Origin of the sequence: Paraglaciecola sp. 20A4 (genome assembly GCF_011378905.1) — a bacterium.
Classification (GTDB): domain Bacteria; phylum Pseudomonadota; class Gammaproteobacteria; order Enterobacterales; family Alteromonadaceae; genus Paraglaciecola.
The window spans coordinates 140,906-157,606 of the sequence record NZ_WTPY01000008.1; the positions used below are offsets into that span (position 1 = coordinate 140,906).

The window sequence follows — 16,701 nt, forward strand, 5'->3', positions numbered from 1 at the left end:
ATTAAACAAACTAAGGATTCCTCCGTAGACTTGAGGTATTGCCTAACTAGCGGAGTAAAATATGCAAGATTATATTCAACGGGGGCAACTTCAAGTTGCTAAGCAGCTTGATACCTTTATCGAAGAGCAGGCGCTACCAGGCAGCGATGTAACGTCATCGGTATTTTGGGCTAGGTTTAGTGAGATTGTGGCTGAGCTGACACCAGTCAATAAAGCCTTATTAGCCAAACGTGACACATTGCAGCAAAAAATTGATGAATACTGTCAAACTAGATCATCTTTAGTAACTGACGAATACAAATCGTTTTTGCGAGAAATTGGTTACCTAGAAACACCCCCTGATGATTTCGCGATCACCACAGACAAAGTGGATGCTGAAGTTGCCACAATGGCTGGTGCCCAACTCGTTGTACCTATTAATAATGCTCGCTTTGCTCTTAACGCTGCTAATGCTCGATGGGGCAGCCTATACGATGCGGCATACGGCACAGACGTAATACCTCAAGACAATGATACGACTCGCGCCAAGGGTTACGACCCTGTACGTGGACAACTGGTTATTGAATACGCCAGAAAGTGGTTGGACGTTATCGCCCCTCTGACTAAGGGCTCGCACTTAGATAGTCAGCACTACGACATCACATCAGGCCAGTTAGTTGTCACGCTTAAAGATGGCAATACAGCAGCATTAACGTCGCCTGCTAACTTTATTGGTTACTGCGGCGACATTAGCGCCCCGGCAGCGATTTTATTGCGCCACCATGGCCTTCACGCTGAACTTCAATTTGATAGGACACATCAGGTTGGCCAAAGTGATCCCGCTGGCATGAAAGATATTTTGTTAGAATCTGCACTGACCACCATCATGGATTGTGAAGACTCAGTGACAGCCGTCGATGCGCAGGATAAGACCTTGGTTTATCAAAATTGGCTGGGGTTAATTAAGGGCAACCTTGAAGTAAGCATGCAAAAATCTGGCAGTGCTTCTGTCAGGCGCCTCAATGATGATAGGTCTTATATATCAACCGACGGAAAACCTTTTTCCTTAAGCGGCCGCAGCATGATGTTCGTGCGTAATGTAGGTCACTTAATGACGAACGACGCCATACTGTTTGATGGAAAGCCTATTTATGAAGGGATCATGGATGCGGTGATTACAAGCTTAATAGCCAAACATGATTTACTCGGCAACGGCAAGTATAAAAACAGCAAAAATGGCAGCATCTATATTGTTAAGCCTAAAATGCATGGTTCAGAGGAAGTCGCATATGCAGACACCTTATTTAGCCAAGTAGAAGATGCACTAGCGCTACCGCGCAATACCTTAAAAATGGGTATTATGGATGAAGAAAGACGTACCAGTGTAAACTTAAAAGCCTGTATAAACGCCGCTAAAGCACGTGCGGTATTTATTAACACCGGTTTCTTAGATAGAACAGGGGATGAAATTCATACCTCAATGCATTTAGGGCCTTTTGCGCTAAAAGCTGAAATCAAACAACAGCCTTGGTTAACGGCTTATGAGTTGGCGAATGTTAAAATAGGCATAGATGCTGGGATGTCTGGCAAGGCGCAAATAGGCAAAGGTATGTGGCCAACCCCTGATAACATGGCTGATATGATGCAAAGTAAAACAGCGCATCCACAGTCTGGGGCGAACACGGCTTGGGTACCCTCGCCTACCGCTGCTACTTTACACGCGCTGCATTACCACCAGATAGATGTGTTTAATTTACGCAACGCGATTGCTGAAACACCCTTTGACGGTCTAGACGACATTCTTACCGTCCCGCTGCTAAAGAATCGAGCGGCGCTAAGTAAGCAAGACATTCAGCGTGAACTTGATAATAACGTGCAAGGCATTTTAGGTTATGTTGTCCGCTGGGTACATCAAGGCATCGGGTGCTCTAAAGTACCTGATATCCATAATGTAGGGTTAATGGAAGATAGAGCCACGTTAAGAATTTCCAGCCAGCACATCGCTAATTGGCTGTTGCACGGTTTGATAGATGAAAGCCAAATCAATGATTCAATGTTGCGTATGGCAAAGCTAGTGGATGAGCAAAACAGTACGGATGCTGAATATATTGCCATGATGCCCGACCCTATTCAGTCGATTGCATTTCAGGCAGCACAAGAGCTTATATTAAAAGGCACAGCGCAGCCCAATGGGTATACAGAACCGGTATTACATGCCAAACGCAGAGAGATGAAGCAAAAGCGTAATAGCTAACATCCTTTCAGTAGACTAAAAGCTTGATAGCGTATCAATTGAGACGCTATCAAGTCCTATTTACCGCTATAATTGTATTACTCACTTTTATCACTCTAAAATACTTCATATGCAAGGCTGTGATGGCTTGTAACACACAAAACATCGACAGTTTATGTAGCATGTTTCATGCAATCTAAGGCTATCACTATCAACTTTTAAAGGAATAATGCGTTCCAAGCGAAGATAAATTCAACGTTTTATTGAGTATTTTAGATTCTTCGTACCTTTTCAGTCCACAGTAAATCCTTTACTTTTGCCCAATGCTCTTAGATATCTAACGGGTATGGCATAACTAATTCCGCTGGGTTTCTCTAAGACAGCCTCTTTCGTTTCTTTTATGAATACTTTGTTGAGTATCCCAAGCACCTCTCCTGATTGGGCATCATAGAGTGCGCTACCGCTATTGCCCGGATATGCAATCATGTCTAATTGATAGATCATAAACGGGTTTTCCAATCGATTGCGCATGGTCATCGTCAATTGACTAGAATTAACGCTTGGGATTACATCCGGCGTTAATGCTGCAATGATGCCTCTGTGCGTCGCTGGGTATAAACCTAAAATAGATCCAATGGGAAAACCTGTCATCAAAATGTCTTGACCGTCATCAGCATAATCATCGGTACTAAGCACCATAGCTGGTAATTTATCGCGAATTTTAAGTATCGCCAGATCATGCACAGGGTCTTTCGCTATCACTTCCGCTTTATGGATTTTAGGTTGCCGCCCAGTACCCGAGAATACTATGTGATATTGAACAACTTGTGGGTCGAGTGCTTCAGACACCACATGATAATTAGTTGCTATAAGTGTGCCATCGCCGAAAGCAAAGCCACTTCCGCGAAGTTGATGGGTACTCGAAGACATCGCATCATAAAGACCGACTCCCACAATCGACGGCTTAATTTTTTTTACTAATTTGGTTTTCTCTGTGGCGTTAGTCGCACCGCAAAAAACGATTAAAGAAAAAACAACACAAATGATTTTATATACACAGTTTTTCGTTATCATAATGGACTACTTATTTTTCGTAAGGCTGACGTGAGCAAAATACCGTTGTAACGGCAATAGCATAACGTGATGTTTACCTAAAGGTTATACACAAAATATTAGGATTAATGAAATGAAAATATTAGTCACTGGCGCAGCTGGTTTTATCGGTTTTCATGTTTGCCAGGTGTTGTTATCCCGCGGAGATGAAGTGGTAGGTATCGATAATATTAACGATTATTACGACGTAAACTTAAAGTTGGGCCGCCTGGCTGAACTTGAATCTCATCCCAATGCAGCAAATTTTAGCTTTATAAAACTGGATATTGCACTTCGTCCAGAAATGGCAGCACTTTTTGCAAAACATAAGTTTGATAAGGTGGTGCATTTAGCTGCCCAAGCAGGTGTGCGTTACTCCATTGAAAATCCACATGCGTATATAGACAGCAACATTGTTGGCTTTACCAATATACTGGAAGGCTGTCGTCACAATGCAGTCAAACACTTAGTATATGCGTCTTCAAGCTCAGTCTATGGTGCAAATGAATCTATGCCGTTTTCAGTATCAGACAACGTCGATCATCCTGTGTCCCTCTATGCCGCAAGCAAAAAAGCCAATGAATTAATGGCCCATACCTATAGTCATCTTTACGACTTACCGACTACGGGATTACGTTTCTTCACCGTTTATGGGCCGTGGGGCAGACCTGATATGGCCTTGTTCAAATTTACCAAGGCGATATTAGAAGACGACCCGATCAAGGTCTATAACTTTGGTAATCACAGACGTGATTTCACCTATATCGATGACATCGTCAGTGGTGTAATTGCCACTTTAGATAATACAGCGTCAGGTAACAAAGATTGGAATGGTAAAAAACCTGACCCAAGCACCAGCAAAGCACCTTGGCGCGTGTATAATATAGGTGCACAGACTCCAGTCAATTTGCTCGATTTTATTACAACCTTAGAAGGTGCTTTGGGCAAAACGGCAGAAAAAGAAATGCTGCCGATGCAACCTGGAGATGTGCCTGATACTTATGCGAACGTCCAAGCACTTATTGATGATGTGGGTTATAAACCAAAGACACAACTCAAAGAAGGCATAAGCAACTTTGTAAATTGGTATAAAGATTTTTATAAAATATAAGAGATGTTAAATGCTGCAATCATTGGCAAACAGTCTAAGTTCTCCCCTTGTCCACGGACCGTTGCTGTTTGCCATTTTGCAGCTTCTTTCACGACTACCCATTCGTGGGACTCGCATACTTAAATGGCTATCGTATATTCCACTATTGTGGTTAGGATTCTGCAGTTTAATTTATCCGAGCGTGATGTTAATCAAACCCTTAGAAGATCAATACCCCACCATTACACTATCTTCCCCTTTGTGGCAAAAGGCCGATGGGATCGTAGTATTAGCGTGCAACCACTTTGACGATGATGCGTTACCTTTTGTCAGTAAGTGGCCACAATGCAGCCTACAGCGTAATTTGCATGCCGCTCTGATGTATCAGAAAAAGCAACTGCCAATTTTTTTAGCAGCCGGGATTATCAATCAATTAGACACAAAATCGCAAGCCCAGTACAACAAAGAATTTTTGATAACCTTAGGCGTTAAGGCGAACGATATACATATATTCCCCGAAGGACACGACACTGAATCGGAAGTAAATGCATTAGCACCGCATCTGAAAAATAAATATATTGCATTAGTATCCTCAGCCAGTCATCTGCCGCGGGCTGCGGAGTACTTTAGACTTCACCAAATTTCAGTCCTGCCTATACCTGTTGAACACCTCAGTCGCAAAAACGTATCCTTTGTGTTGGGTCTGCCAAACGGGCTAAGCTTGTATCGTAGTGAAAGAGCTATCCACGAGTACTTAGGTCTAATTTACCAACGATATTTAAAATGATAAAACCGCTAACATATGTGATTGTAAATGGGATTTTACGTTATTATCCCGTATATATTTGACGTTAGGCAAAGGATGAACAAGGAACGAATCATGAATTCAATAGTGCCTATATTTTCAGGTGGAGGGACGCGTTTGACCGTCCATATCGGTGTGTTCGACGCATTACAGCAACTCGATATCCAATTCCAACATATGGTGGGTGTATCTGGTGGATCTATTGTGGCGGCGTTGTTTTGCTGCGGTGTTCCATTACCTGAAATCAAGCGTTTAGCAATGGATACCGACTTTAAAAAATTTAAAGGATTCTCACTTTTTAGGCTATTACGCCAAGGTGGATTAAGTTCGGGGGACCAATTTGAAGCATGGATGGACGCGCAACTTAAAGGCTTAACCTTTGCTGAAATTGACAAAGATCTGCACATACTCGCGACTGATGTAAACGGTGGTGGCCCTGTCGTATTCAGCCGTAAAACCAGCCCTGAACTGAAAATATCAAAAGCAGTAAGATTCTCTATGTCCATTCCGTTATTTTTTAGCTTTCAAACCTATAAAAAACATGTGCTTGTTGACGGCGCTATTTTATCCGAAGATGCTTTATATCAAGACTGGGCCGGTGACGGATCGCCCGTTATGTGTTTTAAATTAAAAAGTGATCATGTAACGGATCCAAATTTTAAAAAAAGTTGGCTGCCATTACGGCAATATGTGATGATGCTTATCAGGACCTTCATGACTGCAATGTCTCGAGAGTACGTACACGCAGAGTATTGGCGTAACACCATTATTATTAATACGGGAAAGTTATCACCGGTTGATTTCAATATTACGGCTTTACAAAAAGAAGAGTTGTATAACATCGGGTTTAATACCGCTTTCGAATTTGTACCTAAAAGAATGCGGCTTTATACCGATACACAACTAAGGAACTAGATGTGGAAAACAGTTTTAAAGATATAAGCCTATGAAACAACTTCGAAAATATGCTGATCTCCCCTTTATTGGGCCAGTAGTAAAAAAATTAATGAATTTGGTGGTAAGTCAAAAAGCTAACCAAATATCTAAACATTTCGCTGAGTACCTTAGTCCTGTTGTCGCGTTGACAGACGATTTGAGAGGCGAATGCTTTAAAATTAGACATAAAGTGTATTGCGAAGAACTAAAGTTCGAAGATGTTCGTGTTGATGAAATGGAGACGGACCAATTTGACAGTCATTCCACCCACTGTTTAATTAAACATATCCCCACTGGCGAATATGCCGGTACCGTCAGAATAGTTCGTTCTGACAGTGAAGAGCAGCTTTTACCGATAGAAAAATACTGTATTAGTTCAATTGCTGAAGACGCCGTGCATCCCAGTGATTTTCCGCGTAGCGAAATATGTGAAATATCACGACTTGCGGTACCCGCCCAATTTCGTAAACGGGCAACAGATAAATTCAAAGGTTCTGCTACAGGTGCCATTAACGAACACGTTTATTCAGAAAGAGAACTTCGTTGTTTTCCGTTTATTGCAGTCGGGTTGTATTTATGCGCCGCATCAACATCCCGTAAGCACGATATAAAACATTGCTTTGTTATGATGGAGCCCAGATTAGCGCGCAGCTTAAGATTCGTAGGTATTCCATTTCAGCAGGTAGGCCCAGTAGTTGAATATCATGGCAAACGCGCACCTTATTATATTAGCCGACACCTGCTAATGAGCGGGCTGACACCCGGGTTCAAGCGCATGTTGAAAAACATCGAAAAGAAAGTGAATACCCAATTCAATTAATCTATATGCACGGCCTATTGCTTAGGCTGTGCAGAATGTCAAAAAATTTTACACCGCCAAATTTTTCAGCAAGTATCGTTCTACCCCCTATACCACGTAGTGTTACGGAAATTAATCTACCCACTCGTTGATGATTTTTAACGAAGTTGTAACCTAATAATTAAATACAACACCTACATTACAACGGGTTGCGGCAAGGAAAATCGCCGTTGTCAGTAAAATTTACATTTCCTAATACTTAAATTCGAGAAAATACTTATCTCATTGTTATTTAAGTTATTTTCAAACTTGGCACAACTAATGCTTTATCATTTACAGCAGTATCTCTGGCCTCATTTAAGGAATATCACATGACAAATTTAGTTAAGAAAACAAAATTAGTAACACTAGCCGCTCTATTAGCATTTGGCGCAGCAAGTCAAGCAAGTGCAGCAACTATTACTTTCGGTGGCCAAGCTGCTACTGACGGTTCTGGTGTAACCAGCAGCCGTATTGATGCAAGCAACCAAATTACTGCATTAACTGTTTCGAACGGTTACTTTGTTGAAACATTCGATAGTGCGACTTCTTATCCAATAGGTGCTGGTGGCGACACTCAGTATAATATTGCAGGTTCTTCAGCTGGTTGCCAAGTTAACTCGCCTTTGGGCATCACGCCAAGCGCACTAGGTGTAGTTGGTGTTCGTAACGATTCAGTTCCTAATGTTGCCGCTGCTCCAGCTGGTGACACCACTTGTTATGCATACACAACGCCTGAAACTATTGGAACAGATAGCTTTGTTGATATTGACTACTCAACGTTCTTAACTAACATCGGCACTATCGATGCTAGCCTTGCGGGTTCAACTATCGATTATTTGGGCTTTTACTGGGGTTCAGTTGATACTTACAACAGCTTCCAATTTTTCTCTGGCGACACTATGGTAGCTGAGATAACTGGTCCTGAATTATTAGCACAATTTAATGGTACCTCAGGTAACCAGAGCTCACCTGCATCTAATACCTACGTAAACATTGATTTCTCTTTTGCAGAATCTTTTGATAACTTCCGCGTTGTATCTTCTGGTATCGCTGGTGAGTTTGATAATATCGTTGTTGGTTTGACTCAACGTGTACCTGCACCAGGAAGTTTAGCTTTCTTAGGTCTTGGTCTTTTAGGCCTAGGTCTTGGTAGAAAATTTAAAAAATAAGGTTTAATTACTTTATTTATAAAAAAGCCGGCTTGCCGGCTTTTTTTATAACCAAAATTCAACACAGTCACCTTACCTTTATTCTCTTTTGTACCCATGCGTAATCATTATTTCCATCGAATTAGTTGCCCGCCATTTGAACAACAAATATTTCATTTACTCTCGCTGTGACTCTTTTGTGTAGTAGACTTCCCCTTTGGCTCACGTTATTTTGGATTAAAAATGGATTTATTGAACTTGATCAGCGAGGCTTTGCTAAGCACTGAAGCCGTACTTTTTGAAAAAGAAGATGCAACGCAGCGTTACGGAAAAACAACGTTCTCAGAAGATGTTGTCATTGATTTCGCCGTTCAAGTAACACACGAATCAGCCATTCCCAAGTTATTACGTTTAGCGAACGAACGTAAATTTTATATATATCCTATTAGCACAGGAAACAATTGGGGTTATGGTTCGGTTCAAAATACACCTATTAACGGCCCAAGAGTGGTGGTTGATTTAGGCCAAATGAAAGCCATCGTACCGACCAATAAAAAAGCGGGATTAATCACCCTTCAGCCCGGCGTGACACAACAAGATTTATTTGATTATTTAGAGAAAAATAACTGGCCTTTTATGGTACCGGTAACAGGTGCGGGACCTCAATGCAGCGTGTTAAGTAATGCATTAGAACGAGGCTATGGGATCACGCCACGGACTGATCATTTCGCTTCAGTAAATGCGCTAAAAGCCTATTTACCGCACCCAGAATTGTGTAGTCAAAAATTTGAGTCTGCCGTGTCCAATCTAGACGGCTCAGGATTAGACGTCATAGACAAAACCTTTAAATGGGGATTAGGCCCCTACATTGATGGACTATTTACGCAAAGTAACTTTGGCATAGTCACTGAAATAACGATCCGCTTAGCACCAAGGCCCGAACACTTTAGTGCTTTTTACTTACAAGTCTTTGATGCAGATAAATTTTCAGATGCAGTAGCGTTAATTGAACAAACACTGCTTGATTGTGAAGGCATAGTAGGTTCAATTAATTTAATGGATCGTCGCCGACTTGTTTCCATGGTTGCACCGAATCCAAACGGGCAAGGCACACATAAAACCATGACCGAGGATCAAGTTGAATCAATTGCATCGGCCAATCGGCTTCCACAATGGATGATAGTAGGTACGATATACGGATCAAAAGACGTTGTAGCCGCCACACAAAAGATATTTAAACGTCGAGCCAAAAAAGTTGGCCAAGTAAATTTTTCAAATAGTTGGCTTATTCATATCGCCAAATTTGTACTTGGTCTACCTCTGCCCTCTTTCAATGCGCTGGAAAATATCCGCTCGCAACTTAATACGTTAGATGAAGGCACCGAAATTATGTTGGGCAAACCTAACCAAGTGGCCCTACCATTAGCTTATTGGCGCAACCCCAGAGTAGAGGCAGACAAATCAAATGTATTGCTGCCAGATAGAGATAAGTGTGGTTTACTCTGGTATGCACCGCTTATTAGAATGGCCCCTGAAGTACTGTTAGATTTTGTTAACTTTATTCGCGCGACAACGCCTAAATACGGTATCGAGCCGTTAATTACCTTTACCAATCTTAGGCACGATTGTATCGATTCTACAGTACCGTTAGTATTTGATATTGAGAACCCAGAAGCAGTGACTGCAGCACATCTATGTTTAAAAGAGCTATTTACCGAAGGATGTAAAAGAGGTTTCGTACCTTATAGAATGAATACAGCGCAACAGGCCTCATTACCTTCAGATAGTATATTCTGGAAGACAACATCCCTATTGAAAAATGCTATCGATCCAAATGGTATATTGTCGCCAAATAGGTATAACCCTTAACAAGGTCAAAATGGTGGTAGAGCCGTCTTGATAACTGTCTATTGTTCGCGAAGACATTATGCAATAGAGTATTAATACTATTGTATTATAAGCGACTACTAACTGAGTAGTCCTGTATCTAATATTAAATTAATGGAGTTAGTATGCGCATCAAGTTACTTTCATATTTTGTTGCTTTATCAGCGTTGACACTAACCGGTTGTGATAGCAAAACAGCGGAAGAATATATCGCTGCAGCAAAAACCCAGTACCAACAGAATGATACCCAAGCTGCTATTATCGACTTAAAAAATGCGATTGCGTTGGCTCCGCAAAATAAAGATGCTAGGGCTAACTTAGGGCAATATTATCTTGAAGCCGGTTTCTTTGATGAGTCTGAAAAAGAACTGCGCAAGGCGTTAGAATTAGGCGAAGAGAAGGATTCTATTTACCCGTCGCTCGTCAAGGCAATTTATTATCAAAATGACTTCGACCGTCTTATTCGATTGACACAAGACTTCAATAGTGACGATCCGGAAGTCCAAAGCAGCGTAGATTTGTTCACTTTTCTAGCGATTTTAAAAGATGCATCCAACGATGACGTTATTAACACTGATTTTTCAACGTTAATCGGTGATGATAAGATATTAGCGCAAGTCTATTATGACTTTTCCCAGGGGAACTTCTCTCAAGCCAACGAATTTTTGTCTGATTTTCAGGATTTGACGCACAACAAAATTGAAAAACTGATCGTTACAGGCCTAATCAAAGCACAATTAGAGGAATACGAAGCAGCTATTAATGCCTTAGAACAAGTGGTAAGTTCGTCACCTGAATACTATGTTATTCAATTTCAGTTTGCAGAAATATTGATAAAAGCCGGCAATATCGAGAAAGCTAAAACGCTTATTAATGGACTTTTAGAAGTTAACGCCAACAGCGCGTATGCCAAATTACTTATGGCACAAGTACATATTAACGAAGAGGAATATAAAAAAGCATTTGATGCGGCAGAATTTGCTATACAAAACGGCATCGATACCACTCAAAGTAATTTGCTTGCCGGCATCAGCGCGTACAAAATTGAACGCACTGAAAGCGCCTATAAGTATTTATCGAAAGCCTCCAGAAATATCCCCCGTGACCATATTGCTAACCGCTTATTAGCCGATGTTAAGATTAGATTAGGCGAAACGAATAATTTAGCTGAGTTACTCGAAGGCCTTTCAGGTCAAGATGTGCAGAAATCGGCGTTGCTTGAAAGTGCAGCGATGATTAAATTTCGAGAAGGAGATCTAGAAGAATCCAAAAATCTATTTGCTCAAGCAAAAGAAGGTGCGCCTGATAACGCAGTCACACTGTTGCGCGAAGGCTTAGTTAAATTATCTGCTGGAGACTTATCTGGAATCGATAGTCTTGAATCTGCGATTGAGTTAGACAACACATTAAGTGACGCTTGGAATTTACTTGCTCAGGCACATATGCAAGCAAAAGAGCCTAAAAAGGCGTTAGCGGTTGCCTTGCGCTGGCAACAAATAAATCAAGTAGACGGCTTAGTGCTTGAGTCCTATTTGCTGCAACAAGTAAATGATGACGCTACGGCGCGCAAAAGGTTGAATAAAGCACTTGAATTAGCACCAGATAACTACCCAGCAATGCGCTTTTTAATGTTAATGAATGCGCGCGAAAAGCGCTTTGACGAAGCACGAGCTTTGGCTGAAACGTTACTAGAATCGTCCAATAATGCTGATGGTAAATTTCAACTTATTCTCACCCTGATTAATCTAGCCATACAACAAAATGACCTTAAGTCTGTCGAATCTATACTCCAGTCATTGGTAGAAAAACAAGCAACTGACGATAAAAACGAGGCGCTAGAACTCAAAGTAGGATTAGCCACGATTTACAACTACCAAGGTGAGTATCAAAAAGCGTTAGATATTTTGAAAGGAATCGAGGTCAAGAATGACTTTTTTGTTTTGTCTGAACTTGGTCAAACATATATCGAAATGGATGATTTCAAAAATGCTAAATCAACCTTTCAAACGCTGGTTAGTGCGTTTCCAAGAAATACTGTTAGTTGGAATAAGCTCATTAATCTGCTTAATCAGTATGGTTTGCATGCAGAAGCAGCCGAGGTTGCTAGCAGTGCTGAGGCCGCTATTCCTCGCGACCCGCGCCTTACGGTACTCAATATACGAGCATTGATTAGAGCTGGGGATATTCGTAAAGCTAAGCAAAAAATTGATAAAATGAAAACCCAAGGCAATAGCTCTCCCATGTTTGAACTGTTTGAAGGAGAGATCGCTTTACACGATAAGGAATACGAGAAAGCAAGCAAACTGCTTCGACACTATTATTCAGAAGACCCTTCTTGGGACACAGCCATACCGCTAGCAAAAGCCTTAGCGAAATTAGGTCAAGTTCCCTCAGGCGGAAAATACCTCGTAGAACAAACAGCTAAGAGTCGAGTCAAATTTAAAAATATTCATTACATAGCGGAATATTATGCACAAAACGGTGAGCTTGATTCGGCAGCAATATATTATAAAGGCTTACTAGATCTGAATCCCAAAGACTTCGTGACGCTAAATAACTATTCTGCTCTTGCGATTGAACAGGGAAATGTCGCTCAAGCGATAGAACTCGCTCAAAAAGCAATTCAGATATACCCTGAATCTCCTTATGCTATGGATACATTAGGCTGGGCTTTATTTCACGATAAGAAATATGGTGATGCATTAACCTATATTAAAAAAGCCCATGAAGCTTTACCACAAAATAATGAGATATCACTTCACTTAATTGAAGTGCTAATCAGTACCGGCAGTAAAGACAAAGCCAAGGCGTTATCAAATCGACTAAAACCAGCTAATGACAGAGAAAAACAAATACTGTCTCGCTTGAGTGCTAGTATTTAATATACCGCTGATACAGGCCTTGTCATACCTAATAGCAAGGCCTTATTTATGGCGCTGACAACGAGTAAATTTTATTCTTAATATCGAACATTATCCGCTTGAAGATATCGGACGGCACGAAACGTTATGGAAAACGCTACACAAGCAATCTGATGGTTGTGTATTTCTAAGCTGGTCGTGGATGAGCGCATGGATAAACAGTTTGCCATCAGCACCAATTGTGTTGATAGCGTATCAAGATGACGTTTGTGTCGGTCTGGCTTTTTTTACTCAACGCATCGAAAGAATATTCCTTGGAATAAAAATTAAGCAATTATGGTTGCACAGATGCGGTGAGCAAGGGCTGGATCAAATGTGGATTGAACATAATGACTTTCTACTTCACAGCAGCCACAAACAGAGTATTCGTGAAGCTATGACCACATACTTACTCGAACATCAACATCTGTGGCAGGAATTGCATATTGGCTTATCTAGGGTAAAAACGCTGGGCGAATTCCAGCACGTATTACCCTATTCTCGTATAGATCTTAGCTCTCCCGACTTTGAGGTCAACTTACGAGATAAAATGCATGTAGACGACTATTTAAAAGATCTATCAAAGAATACTCGCGCACAAATAAGGCGTACAGAAAAAATACTCTCCCAGGGTGGCAGTTTGTCCCTTACCATCGCAAACACAGATGAGCTAAAACGCAGTTATTTACAAGATATTGCTGCCCTACATAAAGATAAATGGCAAGATACAGAATACGGCAGCGGTTTCGATAACCCTATTTTCGAACATTTTCATCAGCAACTAATATTTGACGCAGAAACAAGTAATGTGACTAGCCTCTATTGTTTAAGAGTAAATGACGAACCATTGGCATATATTTATATATTGAAAGAAGGTAACGCTTGGTATTTTTATTTATCCGCTATTAAAAATCATACGGATAACCGTATAAAAATTGGTTTACTCGCTCATACGTATATCATTAAAGAAGCAATAGAGCAGCAAGTAACTAAATATAGCTTTTTAGCAGGTGAAGCGCGTTACAAACAGTCTTTGTCAAATACGCCTAGCACTATGCAAAAGATGGCATGTTTCTATCAACCCTCATTATTAATGCGTTCAAGAGAAACTCTTCGGCATTTTAAACATGCCCTACAAAAATCATTTAAAGATTAGAATAAGCAAATGAATAATAACCCTCAATGGATTCACTGCATCCCTTTAGAATTGAGCTTATCAAAAGATAGCTCTTTAGATGGCGACATTTCAACCAGCATACCGTTACCCCAAGGCGCACTTTTTGATTTGCAGCATAGTCAGCTATTAAACGATACAACGCCTATCAGTTGTGGCGCCCGCATCCTCGCCACATGGCCCGATAAGAGTGTTAAGTGGATCCACCTGACATTTTTCGCTCCCGCGTCAGCCTTTGAGATTAAATTACCTAAAACGCAATTTAAATTCGTTATCAGCCAAAATAAACGCTCTGAATCACAGTCAATTTCAAATAGTCTTGTTTACTCACAAAGTGAGAATCAGACCAAAGTAAACAACGTACACCATATATTTACATTAGATAACGCTAACGGTAATTTTTCATTAAAATCTAAAATGAAAAATAAATTTGAGCAGGAGTCTGTTAAAGGCCGCCTAATATTTAAAGATGCCTCTAAGCTTGGTTGTGCAATATCCTCATGTAACGTCCAAGTCCTTGAAGTTCCTAACTTGCTTGATGGTTCTATTTTCGCTTTGCAGCTTGACGTTGATATTGACTACACAGACACAAGCCAAAATACTCATTCGCTTATTCATGCTAAAAATATTTTTTCCTTCACGGCTGATCAAGATGCCATAAAATTAGATGTAACGTTACACAACCCTAAGAGTGCCAAGCATAGCGGAGGAAGTTGGGATTTAGGCGACCCTAACTCATTTAATTTTTCTGAATTAAGTGTGAATTTTTATCGCGAAGAGATTTGTCCTGTTAGCTATCGTTTAACTCCTGATAATGAATGGCAAACCCCCGCACAATTTCCGATAACGATTACCCAACATTCAAGCGGCGGCGACAACTGGCAAAGTCCTGTGCATGTTAACCATCAACAAAAAATTCCATTTGAAATAAAAGGCTACAATGTTTCGTCGCAAAGTGCAGTGATTGAAACGGGCTTACGGGCGACGCCTCACGTTCACTTTGCGCACACATTTAACGTAACCGTGGTGCAATTTTGGCAAAAGTTCCCGAGCGCAATCGGTATAAACCAAGACAGTATTTCTGTAGGGTTTTTCCCCGAGCAAATAAATAGCAATTATGAGCTTCAGGGCGGCGAGAAAAGTACACATACCCTATGGTTTTCGGCCAATGAAGATAAAAACGCCCTTGATTGGACGCATGTTACGCGCAGCATTAAGCCTAACGTTGCACAATATGCCAATAGCGATCTGCCTTTGTATACCGAATATGCCAAGCAGGATTCTGAGCTCCAGTTGTTAATAAACAATGGGTTATGCTCTGATAACAACTTTTTTGAAAAACGAGAAAAATTAGATGAATATGGTTGGCGAAATTTTGGTGATTTATACGCTGACCATGAAACAGCTGAGCATGATGGGGACGCTATTTTTGTCTCACATTACAACAATCAATATGATCCTATTTATGGCTTTTTACGCCAGTTTTTACTAAACGGTGATCGTCGTTGGTATGCCCTTGCTGATGACTTGGCTAAGCATGTAAAAGACATCGATATATATCACACCACGGATGATAAATCAGAATATAACGGTGGTATGTTTTGGCATACCGACCATTATTTACAAGCATTTACCTCTAGCCATCGTTCTTACTCTAAACATCAGAGTAAAGGTGCTTATCAGGATCATGCAGGCGGCGGAGGGCCCGGTGGGCAGCATTGTTATACATCTGGCTTAACGCTTTATTATTTGCTTACCGGTGATGAGGCTGCCAAACAAGCAGTCATAACGCTAACAAACTGGATCACATACGTATATGAAGGCGGCAATACCTGCTTTGAACTATTGCTTGCCCTTAAAAATCGTAACGTACTAGGTTTGAAAAACCATTTCAGCGGGCAATATCCTCTTGACCGCGGTACTGCAAATTATCTTAATGCATTGTTAGACAGTTACATATTGACAAGCGATACAACGCTTTTACACGCAGTTGAACACGTTATTTGTCATACCGTTCATCCGGATGAAGATGTGTCATCGCGTAATTTAGAAAATGTCGAGGAAACCTGGTTTTATACCGTATTTCTGCAATCCGTTGTGCGCTATCTTGATATAAAGCGCGCGGCTGAAGATTTCAATCAAGCATTTTATTATGCACGGGATTGCCTGCTCAACTATGCAGACTGGATGCAAGTAAAGGAATATATGTATTTAGACAAGCCGGACATTCTTGAATATCCGAATGACACTTGGACAGCTCAAGATTTACGTAAAGCCCATGTATTATCTGCCGCGTACTTTTATTCCAATAAATCTGCAGAGCAATATTTGAACACAGCATTGACCATCGAAAACCAAGTGGCATCACGCTTAGCACAGAGCAAGACTAAAACCTATACGCGGATCATGGTATTGCTTATGCAAAATGATGGGCCAACACGTTATTTCAAAGAAGCTGAGCTCATTCATGAACTCAGCTTACGTAAAAAAGACTGGTCCACGCCTAGTTACGAAAAAGGCTCATTCACCACCCAGTTACTGAAAGCCTTCAGCAAACGTTTACTATCAGTTTCAATAGCTGATGAAGTAAACTGGCTTAAGAAAAGGCTAAGATAA

General features: G+C 40.9%; 11 protein-coding genes. 10 read left to right on the forward strand and 1 reads right to left on the reverse strand.

Annotation, left to right across the window (positions count from 1 at the left end; translation table 11 throughout):
- Window positions 1-61 precede the first annotated feature (61 nt).
- Complete coding sequence (locus tag GQS54_RS10795) at window positions 62-2,233, forward strand: malate synthase G (RefSeq protein ID WP_166423990.1); 2,172 nt, start codon at window positions 62-64, stop codon at window positions 2,231-2,233.
- A gap of 270 nt (window positions 2,234-2,503) precedes the next feature.
- Here GQS54_RS10795 and GQS54_RS10800 read toward each other — a convergent pair whose 3' ends face one another.
- Window positions 2,504-3,286, reverse strand: coding sequence for a serine protease (locus GQS54_RS10800; RefSeq protein ID WP_166423991.1), 783 nt, complete (start codon window positions 3,284-3,286; stop codon window positions 2,504-2,506).
- 112 nt (window positions 3,287-3,398) lie between these two features.
- Here GQS54_RS10800 and GQS54_RS10805 point away from each other — a divergent pair, with 112 nt between their 5' ends.
- From GQS54_RS10805 to GQS54_RS10845, 9 genes are all read left to right on the forward strand, one after another.
- Window positions 3,399-4,415: an NAD-dependent epimerase gene (locus GQS54_RS10805; protein WP_166423992.1), complete on the forward strand. Its 1,017-nt coding sequence runs from the start codon at window positions 3,399-3,401 to the stop codon at window positions 4,413-4,415.
- A gap of 10 nt (window positions 4,416-4,425) precedes the next feature.
- On the forward strand, window positions 4,426-5,181 hold the full coding sequence (locus GQS54_RS10810; RefSeq protein WP_166423993.1) for a YdcF family protein: 756 nt from the start codon (window positions 4,426-4,428) through the stop codon (window positions 5,179-5,181).
- 93 nt (window positions 5,182-5,274) lie between these two features.
- Window positions 5,275-6,114 (forward strand): patatin-like phospholipase family protein, encoded by an 840-nt coding sequence (locus tag GQS54_RS10815; RefSeq protein WP_166423994.1) that lies wholly within the window; start codon window positions 5,275-5,277, stop codon window positions 6,112-6,114.
- 31 nt (window positions 6,115-6,145) lie between these two features.
- A complete protein-coding gene (locus GQS54_RS10820) occupies window positions 6,146-6,955 on the forward strand; it encodes a PEP-CTERM/exosortase system-associated acyltransferase (protein WP_166423995.1) in 810 nt (269 codons plus the stop codon).
- Window positions 6,956-7,305: 350 nt separating this feature from the next.
- Window positions 7,306-8,145, forward strand: coding sequence for a PEP-CTERM sorting domain-containing protein (locus GQS54_RS10825; protein ID WP_166423996.1), 840 nt, complete (start codon window positions 7,306-7,308; stop codon window positions 8,143-8,145).
- A 222-nt stretch (window positions 8,146-8,367) separates the two neighbouring features.
- Window positions 8,368-9,993, forward strand: coding sequence for an FAD-binding protein (locus GQS54_RS10830; protein ID WP_166423997.1), 1,626 nt, complete (start codon window positions 8,368-8,370; stop codon window positions 9,991-9,993).
- Window positions 9,994-10,136: 143 nt separating this feature from the next.
- On the forward strand, window positions 10,137-12,893 hold the full coding sequence (gene prsT, locus GQS54_RS10835) for an XrtA/PEP-CTERM system TPR-repeat protein PrsT (protein WP_166423998.1): 2,757 nt from the start codon (window positions 10,137-10,139) through the stop codon (window positions 12,891-12,893).
- Between the two features lie 181 nt (window positions 12,894-13,074).
- Window positions 13,075-14,067, forward strand: coding sequence for a GNAT family N-acetyltransferase (locus GQS54_RS10840; RefSeq protein ID WP_205967716.1), 993 nt, complete (start codon window positions 13,075-13,077; stop codon window positions 14,065-14,067).
- A gap of 9 nt (window positions 14,068-14,076) precedes the next feature.
- On the forward strand, window positions 14,077-16,701 hold the full coding sequence (locus GQS54_RS10845; protein WP_166423999.1) for a hypothetical protein: 2,625 nt from the start codon (window positions 14,077-14,079) through the stop codon (window positions 16,699-16,701).

Coding starts and splice junctions, on each gene's coding strand:
- GQS54_RS10800 (WP_166423991.1), bottom strand. CDS start 3,286: ATGATAACGAAAAACTGTGTATATAAAATCATTTGTGTTGTTTTTTCT.
- GQS54_RS10815 (WP_166423994.1), top strand. CDS start 5,275: ATGAATTCAATAGTGCCTATATTTTCAGGTGGAGGGACGCGTTTGACC.
- GQS54_RS10795 (WP_166423990.1), top strand. CDS start 62: ATGCAAGATTATATTCAACGGGGGCAACTTCAAGTTGCTAAGCAGCTT.
- prsT (WP_166423998.1), top strand. CDS start 10,137: ATGCGCATCAAGTTACTTTCATATTTTGTTGCTTTATCAGCGTTGACA.
- GQS54_RS10810 (WP_166423993.1), top strand. CDS start 4,426: ATGCTGCAATCATTGGCAAACAGTCTAAGTTCTCCCCTTGTCCACGGA.
- GQS54_RS10830 (WP_166423997.1), top strand. CDS start 8,368: ATGGATTTATTGAACTTGATCAGCGAGGCTTTGCTAAGCACTGAAGCC.
- GQS54_RS10805 (WP_166423992.1), top strand. CDS start 3,399: ATGAAAATATTAGTCACTGGCGCAGCTGGTTTTATCGGTTTTCATGTT.
- GQS54_RS10820 (WP_166423995.1), top strand. CDS start 6,146: ATGAAACAACTTCGAAAATATGCTGATCTCCCCTTTATTGGGCCAGTA.
- GQS54_RS10845 (WP_166423999.1), top strand. CDS start 14,077: ATGAATAATAACCCTCAATGGATTCACTGCATCCCTTTAGAATTGAGC.
- GQS54_RS10825 (WP_166423996.1), top strand. CDS start 7,306: ATGACAAATTTAGTTAAGAAAACAAAATTAGTAACACTAGCCGCTCTA.
- GQS54_RS10840 (WP_205967716.1), top strand. CDS start 13,075: ATGAGCGCATGGATAAACAGTTTGCCATCAGCACCAATTGTGTTGATA.